Annotated in this window: 10 protein-coding genes and 1 pseudogene; 3 read left to right on the plus strand and 8 right to left on the minus strand. The window is 55.1% G+C overall.

Features of this window, described 5'->3' with window-relative positions; genetic code table 11:
* Positions 1-388 precede the first annotated feature (388 nt).
* The 5 genes from C5L10_RS32975 to C5L10_RS32995 all read right to left on the minus strand — a co-directional run bounded on the left by C5L10_RS32975 (position 389) and on the right by C5L10_RS32995 (position 6,570).
* Positions 389-1,093 carry an adenylate/guanylate cyclase domain-containing protein gene (locus C5L10_RS32975; protein WP_105433160.1) on the minus strand — a complete coding sequence of 235 codons (705 nt, stop codon included), beginning with the start codon at positions 1,091-1,093 and terminating at the stop codon, positions 389-391.
* Positions 1,090-2,004, minus strand: a complete 915-nt coding sequence (locus C5L10_RS32980) for a TIR domain-containing protein (RefSeq protein WP_105433161.1) — start codon at positions 2,002-2,004, stop codon at positions 1,090-1,092. Before C5L10_RS32980 ends, C5L10_RS32975 begins: the two co-directional genes overlap by 4 nt.
* Positions 2,005-2,074: 70 nt before the next feature.
* Positions 2,075-3,862 (minus strand): ThiF family adenylyltransferase, encoded by a 1,788-nt coding sequence (locus tag C5L10_RS32985; protein WP_105433162.1) that lies wholly within the window; start codon positions 3,860-3,862, stop codon positions 2,075-2,077.
* The gene (locus tag C5L10_RS32990; protein ID WP_105433163.1) at positions 3,855-5,456 is read right to left on the minus strand and encodes an adenylate/guanylate cyclase domain-containing protein; all 1,602 of its coding nucleotides are present in this window, start codon (positions 5,454-5,456) and stop codon (positions 3,855-3,857) included. The genes C5L10_RS32985 and C5L10_RS32990 overlap by 8 nt, the downstream gene beginning before the upstream one ends.
* A gap of 10 nt (positions 5,457-5,466) precedes the next feature.
* Positions 5,467-6,570 carry an adenylate/guanylate cyclase domain-containing protein gene (locus C5L10_RS32995; protein WP_172717319.1) on the minus strand — a complete coding sequence of 368 codons (1,104 nt, stop codon included), beginning with the start codon at positions 6,568-6,570 and terminating at the stop codon, positions 5,467-5,469.
* A gap of 26 nt (positions 6,571-6,596) precedes the next feature.
* On the opposite strand from C5L10_RS32995, the gene C5L10_RS33000 reads away from it, so the two are divergent.
* From C5L10_RS33000 to C5L10_RS33005, 3 genes are all read left to right on the plus strand, one after another.
* On the plus strand, positions 6,597-9,929 hold the full coding sequence (locus C5L10_RS33000) for a tetratricopeptide repeat protein (protein WP_172717320.1): 3,333 nt from the start codon (positions 6,597-6,599) through the stop codon (positions 9,927-9,929).
* 126 nt (positions 9,930-10,055) lie between these two features.
* Entirely contained in the window at positions 10,056-10,316 is a 261-nt protein-coding gene (locus tag C5L10_RS34690; protein ID WP_245448372.1) for a hypothetical protein, read from the plus strand.
* Positions 10,313-11,047: a hypothetical protein gene (locus tag C5L10_RS33005; protein WP_245448373.1), complete on the plus strand. Its 735-nt coding sequence runs from the start codon at positions 10,313-10,315 to the stop codon at positions 11,045-11,047. The genes C5L10_RS34690 and C5L10_RS33005 overlap by 4 nt, the downstream gene beginning before the upstream one ends.
* Positions 11,048-11,087: 40 nt before the next feature.
* Here C5L10_RS33005 and C5L10_RS33010 read toward each other — a convergent pair whose 3' ends face one another.
* From C5L10_RS33010 to C5L10_RS33020, 3 genes and pseudogenes are all read right to left on the minus strand, one after another.
* Positions 11,088-11,558: a hypothetical protein gene (locus C5L10_RS33010; RefSeq protein WP_172717321.1), complete on the minus strand. Its 471-nt coding sequence runs from the start codon at positions 11,556-11,558 to the stop codon at positions 11,088-11,090.
* A gap of 143 nt (positions 11,559-11,701) precedes the next feature.
* Complete coding sequence (locus C5L10_RS33015; protein ID WP_245448375.1) at positions 11,702-12,832, minus strand: RHE_PE00001 family protein; 1,131 nt, start codon at positions 12,830-12,832, stop codon at positions 11,702-11,704.
* 249 nt (positions 12,833-13,081) lie between these two features.
* Positions 13,082-13,193: pseudogene (locus C5L10_RS33020) on the minus strand (IS630 family transposase); the annotation flags it as partial.

The raw sequence follows: 13,193 nt of genomic DNA on the forward strand, positions 1-13,193 counted from the left end.
CGGTGGACCGGCTCATCCTTGGAGTTAAGCGTAAGCTCTGAAATCGACATATGTCCAAGCCCTCTTTCGAGGCTGAACATCAATGATCAAGTGATGATCCGGAAGGTGGGGTCAGGACAGCGCTTACGCTCAAGTGAGCTAGGAGCCAGTCTCGGCAGTTTGGTACGGCGTATCGTGCGCCAAGGGAACCAAAGAAGCTAAAGAAACTAGGTCGCAGTTCAACGGTCCCTGAGGTAAATAAGGCAATCCACCTTTGAAGCTCGCAGAGATACTGGGCAAACGCGCGGCTGAAGTCCGCCAAGGGCAAGCTAACGGCTCTTGAACGGAAGAACCTGTGACGTGCTTCTATTTGCTTCCCCGACCAGTAGAAGGCTCCTACAATGGTCGATTACTTTACCACCCAGCGCCACGTCGAGCCATATATCGTGGACTTGTCATGGTCCGACCACGTGAACTTCTTCCACATATTCTGTTGAGGCTGGCCGCCCAGTTTCACTTCATCGCTTAACCTATCGTACACAGCACTGGTAATCCATGTGCGCTCATCCTGCTTAATCTCTGTGAGTTTCGCAGCATAGTTTGCAGCCCGACCCACCCAAACAATATCGTTGTCGCCACGGACGCCTGTGCGAGCCGCACGAACTACGCTGGTGTCAATCCCGACAATCTGACTTACCTTGAACGTATTGTCGGTATACTGCTTATTCAAAGCAGGGTTAATAATCTCCTGGACAGCCCAGTTAATCATAAGGCCCGCCTTAGCGGCTGATGAACACTGATAATCCCCGATGAACACCCCCATTACCCGGTCGCCATCATACGAGGTAATAGAACCGCCCCGGTCGCGGATAATCTTACCGGCACAGAACAGGAAAGTTTTGTAAATTTCCGCCGCTTTCTGCCAACCCAATGTGTCTACCATCTTGGTGGAGGCAGTAAGGTCGGCATAGAGCACCGTAGCGCCATCTAGAATTACCGCGTCGTTAGTGAGTTTCAAGTCCGAGGGAGCTGGCACGACGCGACCCTCTCGGGTGGACCAGTTAGTCCGGAACGTAGTAGCGGCGTGGTCTTTTAGGTCGTCGAGAAGGCTCATCCGTTGTTCGGCCCCATAGCTTTGATGTGATCTCGGAGCTTATTGCAAGCTGGCCCAATCAATGCGGCCATGTCGTTCCCTGGTTCGAAGCGGTATGGAATCGTCGTAATCCCTGCCAAGTCACTTGGCAGCCTGACCTTTTCATCACGTGGTTCCATCAGGACGGCTCGAGCGCGGCCGAGGCGCCCCATAAATAGGCCAAGCTCCAAAATGACGTTGTCTCGAGGAGTGGGCCAGTCTTGTCCTCGGTAGGCTGTGACATCGTCCGCATGCGCGACGGCGATCGCGAAATCGGAATCGTCTACCGCCGCTTCTAAGGCGTCCATCGTGTAACTTGCCACTCTAAAGACGCCATCAGTCCAAATCGTACACGTAAAGGGATCATGTTCGAAAGCGGCCTGGATAGCCCGAGCGACGGGCAAGCCCTCTACTGATGAGATGATGAAGACCCGGATTTTCTCCCGATGCACGTGGACGAGCTTGTTGCGCTCAAGAAGCCGGCGAGCAAGTTCCTGTGCGATCGAGCGGTAAAGAGCCGGATGTCTGCCGGCAATGTCCGCAAATTGCGGTTCGGTCAATTTGGCGACCACGACTGGATCCTTGGCCGTGACTGTCGCCGATCGCTTTTGCATTGGCTGCACCGCCGCCATTTCGCCAACATGGTCACCAGGTCCTCGCATTGCGATGGCACGCCCGTTCACGACGATCTGTACCGCGCCGGAGAAAATGAAATAGAGGTCGTTCGAATCGTCATTTTGCTGAATCAGTACAAAACCTGCATCATATTCCTCCAGGACGCAGTGGTCGGCCAGCTCCTGAGCGATCGCTTCATCACCCTGAACCATCCTCTGAGCACGAAAAGCTTCGATTCGAAGCCGCCGGCCCTGTTCGCCCTCAAATCGCTCTTTCATCGGTAATACCCTTCTGAACAATAAAAATTGAACCAACCCAAGCCGGAACAGCGTGACCTCAACCGCTCACTCAACAACATGAGCACCTCGGCCAAGGTCGGTTAATTACGCATCCACCTCCGGTATTCGCTCCCAGTAGCTTTCTCCCATCCACAGTCCATGCACCGTCAAATTCATCGAGATGCGCTTGCCTGGCAGCCCAGACTCTGTGAGTTGAGGAAGGAAGCTTTCCAAGTAGACAATCGATGGAAAGTTCGACCACCAGATCGTTGACACGGCTCAATTCGATAGGACCGTAAGGTGCGAAATGAACGCCACAGGCAGGCTCCTCCATCATTGCGCTCTGCTTCCAGAGGGTCATTTCGAAGGTCGCCAAGCCCAGGTTATTCACGCCGGCTGACAAACAGCCGCCAGATCCCGTAATTGCGACCGCATGGCCTGCACCAGCGAACGGCTCTGTCCATCCGTAGACGATCGGCAGACTCCGAGCTGCCAATTTCTGCCACTCGTTGAGCGCTTTGTCTGCGCGGCCGCTTCCAGTTGTTGATATAGTTAGATCGGCATCGCTGAGCCAATCTGGCGCTTCCCGAAGAACGGATTCGGCATACGAGTCATGTCCGAACACTTTTAAGTGGGGGAATTCTGCCTGGGACCTCTTCGCGAACTCTGACGCTTTGTTAAGGCCGACTGATTGACCGCCGAGATAGTGCCGTCCAACGTTCGGCCACTCCAGCTTATCGGGATCTACAACGTGAAGCGTGCCCACACCGGCTTTCAGAAGGGTAGCAGCAACAAAGCTACCAACGGATCCACAACCAAATAGGACCACCTTAGATTCTAGAAGTCGCTCGGACCTTGGATCTCGCCCTCTACCGTGGATCCAATTTGCATCTGCACGCGTGACCAGACTTCTTGCTACCTTCTGAGCTCCGAAAATTCGGCTGATTAGGATGTCCTTTGGCGTGTTATTCTTGCGGAAGCCGGCGCTCGCCCTTCTGCCTGCATGCTGACCACCTGCCATGCCCGCATCGATCGTGGAAACAACAAGACCCGGCCCGGCCCGACCAGGGGCACTAATCACCACTGTCAGCGGATGAGAGGAATCCGAAACGATAGAGCCAAGTATATCGATACCATCACCTCGAGCCAGCCGGGCGAGATCGAGGACATGTCGGGCTCGTTGCGGATATTCAGCTGGCAGCGGAGCCTTGTCGAAAATCAAAAGGGCCGCCGGCACTGTCGTAAACGGTCTTTCAACTCCCACAAATTTTTGGAGCCAATTCTTTAAATCATCGTCGTTCTCAGCCACAACGGTTAAAGCCTGGCTATTCCAAGCCCGAATTTCGCGAGAGTTCCCATCCGGTCGGAGCAGGCTATAATGGCGACGAGGCCTATAGAGGTCATATGCCCAATATGTTAAAAGCTCTTCACGAAAATCCCTGTCAATAATCTTCCCCTCGATCAATTCTTCGACGAGCCGGCAGGATCGGGCGAGTAGATTTTCGACAACTGTCGCGGGGTCAGATTCGTCCAATTCGAGTCCATTTCCGAAAAGGCAAAGTACGCCGTCTTCTTCAACGTGCGGCCATGTCAATTTCGGTGGATGCTCCAGAAGCGCTGTCCGTGCTGAAATGAATGGGAAACCTCGCGCGACGAGAACGTCGAGATGTTTAGGGCCATCCGAGAAAATAATTCGCAACCGCCATCCGCCCTCGAAAAGTCGGCCTTGATATTTTGCCATGTCCCTTGCGTCGAGGCGACGCCAATCCGACCCGTTCCAGCGAGCAAGACCCTCCTCGACCGCAGAGACAACGTCGGCGTCAAGTTCATCAAAGATGGACGGGGAGCTTTTAGGCATGGCGATTTCCGCCACTGCTATGTACAGCTTTCTCGCTCGCCGCAGCTCTATCGCTCCACGTTGTCGAGGTGGCCAAGGCAGGCGCGGCAAGGGCCGCAGCCTCTGGCGCAGCTTCCGTAAATTCGGCGAGCGCTCTGGGGTAGGTAAGATTGCGAACCTTGCCGTCCCTTCCGAATCCCTCTCGTATCGATCTCGGTGCAGCCGACAGCGCGCGACTGCCAAGTGCGCTTTCACATCCGTCGCAGGCTGCCTGTAATTCCTCAGAGTTTGATACCGCTTTGCTGGTGGCGCATCTGACTGAGAAGTCGCCACGAATTCCTAGTCGCGTTATTGGCGTTGGCCCTATCTCAATACCAATGGCGATCCCCAACTGTTGGATACCTGGCAACATCGTCTTGCAAAGCTCGAAGCTGGAACGCATCGCCGCAGCACACATGACTGCTTTACGGACTGTATCTGAGTCGTCTGTTTCGTAAGCGGTGCCGACAGCGAGGAGGCCATGCAGGCAATCTCCGATGAAGCGAACCTTGCGTCCGTCAAAGTCATGTTTGAGCACAGCTGCTAACTCGTGCCGTATCGCATGGAGGTTTGATACAAGCTCCGGAATTTTATCGGTTGCGGTGCAAAAATCCACATACGCTGTAAAACCATCGATGTCGGCAAACATCGAGCTCAGAGGCATATGTATGCTCTTGCTGGGAGAAAGAGCGGAGTAATCTATTGTTCGCAACGGAGGAGTGTGACGGTGAAAGACAAAATTCGCATCGCGTATAACAGCTTCGATTTTCGTGCTGACATCAGCCGACATGGTTCGGATGCGTGCATCCGTTATGATTGGATTGCTGCTGGCTTGAAATGACGCGGTGTTCCTTACGTCATAGAACTTGTTTTTTTGGTTGAGCAGCGATCCTGCTGCCGACATTCCCAGAACCAGTCGGGCCCGGTCACTGAGGTAAATCCCTGCTTCATCGCCATCCGCAAGCTTTGCGGCATAATTTGCGGGTCGGCCGAGGAATAGAGGTTCAGGCTCATCTCCGCGGCCAGAATTCACCGCAACGGCCTTGCCGGTGTCGATACCAATGCGAGTCGCGGTCTTAAATTCACCCCCGGATACCACACGGCCGGTTTCCTCGACCATTCTAGCAATTGCGTTTGCAAATTCAACGGCACGACGCACACGTTGCCCTTCGTTCATGGCGCCCGATGGTGTCACAATGACAGCATGAAGCCTGGGGCCATGGAAATCGACGCGTTGAGCTCCAAACTCGCGGACAATGCTATCGCAGCCACTGTAATGCGTGTGCAGAAATTGAAGCGCACGCCGGTGACGTGCCTCGGTCTCCCGCTGGGCGTCCTGTAAAACTGAATGATAGTCTATGAGCTGGATATAAACGTGGGCCGCATCAACAACGACAGCCATGCTTGGTGGAATATGTAGCAGCGGCGCACTCGACCGACCGGTACTTGAGAATGAGGATGTGGATCCGAGCTCGGAGACACGCTCTTCAAACGACTTAACGTTTACGAGGTTCTTAGGAACCGTCTGAAGAGAACGGCGGATGCGGGCTTCAGCCCGTGCTTCATTCCAACTCATGACAAACTCCTCAAATGATAGATGTGTAGGTCGTGAAGTCTCGACCGGCTTTTGCTCTAAATTGCTGGGGTTCGGCTTTGATCTGCGCTAGCAAGTCCTGATCTTGGAGATCCCAGAAGACTGCTTCGCTGAGGCGTAAGGCCCCAAGAGCTCGGTCGTTGATGTCGACGCGTGCTTGTTCGAAACGAGATGCAGAATTCACGGTTTCGCCCATCACCGTGTATGCTATCCGCCCTGTCCCGCCGAAGTCACCGATGACCACTGGACCACGATGAAGGCCAATCCTGATGTCGAGAGGAAGTTTCTCTGCCTCGATGATCTCTCGAATCCGTTTGATCGAATTCAAAGCGGCTCGAGTAGCTCTCGAAATACGGTCCCGTATACGATCCTGGTCAGGCACCCGCCAAAAGGCCATAAGACCGTCGCCCATGAACTTGTCGATTTCACCACTAGCCGCATGGATTTCCTCGACCTGAATATCCATGAAACGACGCATCTGGCGTGCAGCTTCAGCAGCGTCCATATCTCGTGTGTAAGACGAAAAACCAGCAACATCGCTGAACCAGAGTAACGCTACCGTTTGATCCGGCTGAATGTTTATCATATCGACGGTTTCAAAGGCGCCGTTTACAGCCATGAGGCCGTCATCACAGACGAAGCGCCGGAGAACATGGTCAAGAGAAAGGTTATCATTGAGCAGCCTGACCCGCTGCACTGTAGCCTGCATAACCTTCTCAGCGAGCACCGCGGCGATTGTTTCATACCAAGCTGCGCGTTGTTCCGGAGAGAACAATGCCAGGACCGCGCGGTCTATCTGCCAAACCGTCGTAACGCCGTCGGCTTTCATCGTTGCTGTCCGGTAGCCCTGAGCAAGACGATGAAATGCTATCTCACCGACAAGCTCACCTGGTGTGCGGCGGGTGATCTTCTGGCCCTCGCCGACGACGACAATTCCCTCGTCGATGATCCAAAAACACTCAGCCTTATCGCCCTCACGACAAAGCGTTTCATTATCTCGCAGACGGCGTTTGCGCTGAGCAACCTTCCCGAGCAGTTCCCGGAGCAATTCCGGCTCGCGAGCATATTTGTCCAAGAATGCGTCGATCGATTTCATTCCGTTTCCCATGGAATAACGCGGGCATGGCGCAGCCAATTGACCTGAGGGGCCACGCATGCGATTCTGCCATCAAATCTGCTGCCAACAAATATGATGGCAACAGACGAGTCGTTCAAGGGGTTGCCAACATTTTTGTTGGGAAAGCGGAAATGAGTAGAGATAGTCAGTCGGCGGTGGGTCAAATGCCCTACAAATTCAACCCGAGTTTTCTGACGGATGAGGAGGTCATCCAGTCATTCGTTGTGAGACGAGCGGAGCTTGCCGAGGTCCTCGCTATACTTCAGGCAAACCGCAGTGTGGGCCGAAATCAGCAGATACTTGTTTCGGCCCCTCGGGGCGCTGGCAAGACAACTCTGGTTAGACGCGTTCTAGCCGAGGTTCGCACAAGCTCGGATCTTTCGAAGTCGTGGTTTCCGCTAATTTTTGGCGAGGAAAGCTATTCGATCACAACGCCAGGGGAGTTCTTCCTTGAGTGCCTTTTTCATTTGCAGGACCAGGTCCAGGATAAAGAGGTGCATTCTGCGTTCTTGAAGGCCCAGGATCAGACGAGTGAAGACAGCCTGCTTAAAGTTTCACTTGAGGCTATTCGGAATTTTTCGGAGAAAACAGATCGAAAAATACTTTTGATCGTCGAGAATATTCACATGATATTCGGCGAGCAAATTGGAAAAGATGCTGCTGTTCTCAAAGAGCTCTTAGAGAATGAGAAATGCCTGATGCTTCTGGCGACCTCGGTGAAGGACGGCACGAGCGGTTTAGAGGAGCCCGACTCTCGTCTCTTTGAGGGATTCACGGCGATCGTTCTGCAGCCGCTGGATTTGGAGGAGTCTCAGCAGCTTTGGAAGTCGTTGACGGGCCAAACCGTTCGAGCTGAACGGATACGACCAATCCAAATCCTGACCGGCGGGAGTCCACGCCTGATGCGGATCATGGCGGAATTCACCGTATCGCCATGGCTTCAAAATTTGATGGAAAATTTAAATCAACTGATTGATCAGAATACGGAATATTTCAAAAGCCAACTTGATAATTTACCACCGACCGAACGGAAGGTTTTTGCTGCACTTCTTGACATCTGGGATCCGAGTACAGCGAAGCAGGTGGCAGACAGTGCGCGCGTCAATGTAAATATCGCCTCGGCGATGCTAGGGAGGTTAGCAGACCGAGGGGCGGTCGTAAAACTTCCTGGGAAAGGAAGAGCTGCCGCCTACCATGCTGCTGAGCGCCTATTTAACATCTATTACTTGATGCGTCGGCGAAATCACCCGTCGAATCGGGTCCGGGCCTTGGTCACCTTCATGACCCAGTATTATCGTGGCGATGAGTTGATCGACACGACTGCAAAGCTCGTCGCCGAAGCGTGCTTACTCGATCCCGTTCGCCGTCAAGAATACCACTCCGCGTTCAGCGCTATAATCGCGCAGTCTAGTGGAGAGATACGTCAAAAGATCCTCTCTCAAACGCCGGAAGATTTCTTATCCCCGATCGCTAATAGCGAAGAATTTCGCCAGGCAGTTGCCCTTTCCCGTCATAAACGGGATGATGAACAACGCACCCGTGTCGGGAGTAGGGTAAGCGGCGGCCGGAAACGTGCTGCGCTTCTAAAACGGGTAAAAGCGGCGGCGGACGATCATCCAGAAATCGCTGAGAATTTGCTCCGGGAAGCGATCGCTCAAGACGAGAACTCGAGTCAGCTGTGGCTCGAACTCGCGTTTTTGCTCGGGCGTGAAGAAGGGCGGTTAGTAGATGCGCTGGCCGCCGCTCGAAAGTCTATCGAGCTAGAGCCCGCATCAAGTTTGGCTCATGCTCTTCTAGGATCGCTGATATACGAAGGCGATACAGGTTTAGAGGGCGCAGAAAAGCACTTTCAGTTGGCTCTCGAACTGGACGCAGACAACATTATTGCGCTCTCGTCGTTAGGAGACCTCAGGCATCGAGAAGGGAAGATCGATGAAGCCTATGACCTGTACAAGCGGGCATGGGAGATAGCTCCTGACCTTGAGTCGGCCTTAATTGATCTTGTTTCAATTGTAGGCCCTCATCTCGAACGTAACGATGAGGCAGAGGCACTATTACGCGAAGGACTCGGGGACCATCCAGAGTGGACCCGAGCGCGAAGGATGTTGTCGCAATGTCTCCTCGTTATGGATCGAGCAAAAGAGGCGCAGGAGGTTCTGCAGGAAGGCATTGAACGCGACGCCGAATCCTCGATCGCTTGGGCTGATCTAGCACTTTTTCTTCATCGACGTCTCGACAAGCCCGCTGAGGCTATAAGCGCCTATAAAAGGGCGATCGAGCTTGACGGAAATCAGGGGTTTCTCTGGCAAGCGTACGCAGAAGCTCTTTACGCGGATCGGTCCGATCTCTCAGCCGCTCGAGAAGCAGCAGAAAAAGCTATAGAATTAGAACCGGATTCACACTCCACACTCGTTACCCTTGCTGAGATTTATGTCGCGTTCGAAGAATTCTCGAAGGCGGAGGACGTCTATCGAAGGGCAGTCGAGTTACCAGAGGCCGGTTTTTATCCGTGGTACGAGTATGGGCTTTTCCTTCAACGAATCTCTGGCCGATTGGATGATTCTGAAATTGCTCTGCGCAACGCAGTCGCCAAAATGGACGATCCTATTTGCGTCGCCCCGAAAGAACTCGCGGCCCTTCTTGTGCACAGAGGGAGAGATGACGAAGCAGCACCGCTTCTTGAACAAGCCGTGGAGATCAATTCTGATTGTTATTGCAGCTTGACTCTTCACGGAGGGGTCGCGACCCGTAAGGGCGATATCGATAAAGCTAAGAGCCTTCTAACCCGTGCCCATGAAGTCAACCCACAAGGCGTGACCGCAATGACTAGCTTGGCACAAATCGCGGTAGAATTCGAGAATAATCTCGCGCTTGCCGAAGAATGGGTAACAAAAGCCGTCGCCGCAAACCCAAAGGATGCAAGAGTGTTTTTGGCCAGAGGGTTGGTTCGTCGAGCACAGGGACTCGTTGATGAGTGTATCGCTGACCTGGAGCATAGCATCGAAATCCTCCCGCGTTTCGTCGAAGCCAAATTGCTGCTCGTCAAGGTGACCGCAGAACATCGTGATCCCCCCACTGCCCTCAAGCTTCTCGCCGAGGTTCTGGCTGTACTCGATAGGCGCCGCGAGCTTCTATCTGGCGTGGTCGATGCGACAGTAGCTTTGGCACGCCGCGGCCTCACCAAAGAGATCCAGAGAATATTTGAAGACGCGAACGTTCAGGAAATCTTGGAGCCGCTCGTTGTGGCGTTGGAATTATCGCAAGGCAATACTCCCGTGAAGGCGAAAGAAGTGCTGGAAGTTGCACGCGACATCGCCAACCGGATCGCTGTGCGATAAGTTGTTGGTTGCCACCAAGGCGGAACAACCCGCTCCCAGCATTGAAGGCGAAGCTCGACGAGATCAATTAGGCCATTTCCATTGGTGCGAACGATCACTTTAGTTGACAGTTCAACGAGAGAGCCAATGTTCAAGAACCTGCAGGATGAACTACGGCGACTGTCCGCTCAGCAGACGATATCCGTCCCGCTTGAGAGTGATGCCGAAGGCTATTTCGATAAGGAATGCCCGGATGACAATTGCCTTTTCCAGTTCAAGATCTTCGAGCAGGACTGGAAGGATATCGTTCGCGACGAGGAAGTGTTCTGTCCGTCGTGCCGACACTGCGCACTGCAAAAAGCTGGTTTACCACCCAGCAGGTCGAGGAAGCCCGCGAATACGCAATGAATTCGATCAAGACCGGCATCAACCGCGCAATGCGCGCTGATGCGGCCGCGTCCAAGCGGCGCCAGAACCGCAATTTGTTTCTAAGCATCACGCTAGAGGTAAAGGGCGGCCATGACGTGGCTTTGTTGCCGGTGTCGGCCGCCGCCCCGATGCGACTCAGAACCAAATGTGAGAAATGCCAGTGTCGCTATTCCTATGTTGGTGCAGCGTTCTTCTGCCCGAGCTGCGGCGAGAATTCAGCTGGCCATACGTTCGACCAGACATTGACAACGATCCGCGCTGCGGCACAGGTCGGCGATACGCTTCGTGGAGCGCTCGATGCAGATCAGGCCGAAACACTCGCCCGCAGCCTGCTCGAAAAGGGCATGCAGGACACGGTCATGTCGTTCCAGCGGCTGTGCGAGCAACTCTATGAGAGACCAGATTGGCCAAAGGCCCGCCGCAACGCCTTCCAGAACCTCGACGCTGGCTCCGAACTCTGGGGAAACGCGATCGGCGTGCGATATGATCAGCTGCTCAGTGCCACCGAGATGAGCAGTGCGGTGCGATATTTCCAGCAAAGACACTTGCTGGCCCATCAACTGGGTATGGTGGATGCCGACTATGTTTCACGCAGTGGCGACAGCACCTACACACCGGGGCAAAGGCTTATCATCAAGCCGGCTGCCGTACTCGACTTTGTCGACATCATTGAGAAACTCGGCCGAGAACTGATTGCCCGGACGTCGTGACGGCACGACCGATCGGATGTTCGATTGCTCATCGCCCCGATCAGGTCGTATTGAAGTCGTTATAGGGCAAGCCGCAAACGACCGACGCATAGACCTCGAGCAGGCATTGCCGGGTTGGATCAGGCTCGGCGACGAACCGAAACTCCATCCGTCGAATGCGCTCAAGCGCATCGGAGAACGCCGCCGCGAAACCTGGATCGAGAAGAAGGCCGGCGCGGGAGTTTTCTCCCGGCTTATAATCGGCCTTGACGCGGCCGGTGGCGTGGCGGGCAAGCTTGAAGGCGAACGGAGAGCTATTGTGACCGCTGGACCGGCGGATATGCTGGCCATAGCGTCTGCGGACATCGCGGGGACGACCAACATACAGGCTCTTTCCGCCCTGAGAGAACATGTGGATCTCGGAGCCGGCGAAGTCAGCGGGCAGTATCCCGGTGACGACTGGCTCCTGCGCCATTAGTGCGTCGAACTTAGGATGTAGGTCTTCCGTGAAAGCGCGAAACCGTTCGTGCATACGATAGCTTCTTTCCGGCTCGTCTAGCCGCCGCGCACCGTGCGGTCATATAGCCGCGCATCATTGCGAGCTGTCTCTCTATTTCGGCAACAAAAGCAGTTCTGATCGAATGGCGCAGGCTGCCCTCTGCGAAAGACGTCATATCAAGTCACGCCCCACGCCCGAAACCTCCCCCTCCCCGTCATCTCCCTGAGCCCCAAATCCTCAACGATCCGCAGCGCCGCCCGCTGCGTGACGCCAAGTTCCCTGGCGATCATCCCGGCCGAAACCAGCGGTTTTGTCATCACCAGCTCGATCAGTTGCGGCAGTTTTGACGACGTCCGTTTTCCCGCCAGCTTCCGCTCCATCATGGTTCGCGCCAGTGCCAGCCTGTCATGCTCCTTTAGCCCGAGCTCTGCGGCCGCCAACAAACCATGGGCAATTACCAGCAGTCGGACCTCCCGGTCGCGATGCCGACGGCGATCGACGGGAATGGTTTTCAGACCAAGATTGATGGCCGTGAGATGGGCGCCGGTGGTGATGCCGGCCTGACGCAGGATCGACGTGGACAATAGCCGGCCAAGCCATGGCGCATGCTGCAGCACCTCCAAAGCGTTCCAGGCATCAAGGGCGACGACGGCCTGCAGCACCGCCGGCAGATCTTGCGCCAGCCGCACCACGCCGTGCCATTCGTCCAGCCGCTCATCCTCATCCCAATCGAGATCATAGACCAGCGGATCCTTTTCTCGGGAACCAACGCGGCTCGGCGTCTTCGCTTCAGCGATCGCTGCTTCGGACCGGGCGAGTAGCGCATCGATGGCGGCAAACTCGGCGTCGAGCAGGCTACCATCATCGTCGTCCGGCCCCTCCCCTGCTCCGGTGTCGTCGCCACCCGGATCGGCGCCGTTCGCCGTGGCGCCATCGGCGTCTCGCATCGGAGTAGAGACGCCGGCAATGGAGCCGTGCCCGCGGAGGCTGCGGAGACCGTCAGGGCTGAGCGCCCAGCCGGATGGCTGCGATGCGATGCGCCGGCGGGTCCGCAACACATCACGGGCGATGGTCAGTTCATGCGTTGGCGTGCGAATATCCTTTGTGGCGTCGTGCAGGACGAGGTCTTCGAGGTGAACGAGTTCACCGTCGATCCACAGGGAGGCACAAGCGTCGGCGAAATGCATGCGTTCGAGCAAGCCCTCGCCAACCCGCGAGCGGGCGATGCGCTCGTCGAGGCGGGCGAGCGCGATGCCAGTGTGGCTTTTACTTTGTCGTTTCAAAACGCAAAATGTCAAAAACCCGATGGGTTTAGGCGCCGAATCTGGGTCGATTTTTCACTAGTGATTTCAGTTAAGGAACATCAACGTTGGCTGCACGGGAGGCCGCGGGCATATGTCAGCCCATGAGTTGGTGTTCGAATAGTCGAGCGCCTTAAGCTCTCAGGTGACATCTCGGACTCGCCTCGTGGCAGAGGCGGCGGCGTCTGGGCATCTGGCCAAAGCTCCAGGCTTTTAGCGTTGGCCAGATGGCCATGTCGCTAGAGCACATCCTGTTCAATCCGGGTCATATCCAGCAGCCCTGAAGTAGTTTGCGCATTCTGCCGGTGTGAAGCGGGGGATCAAGGCGCCGACGGCATCCCATAGAGCATCGACCTTTCGCTCCGCC

This window comes from Neorhizobium sp. T6_25 (genome assembly GCF_002968555.1).
GTDB lineage: Bacteria > Pseudomonadota > Alphaproteobacteria > Rhizobiales > Rhizobiaceae > Neorhizobium.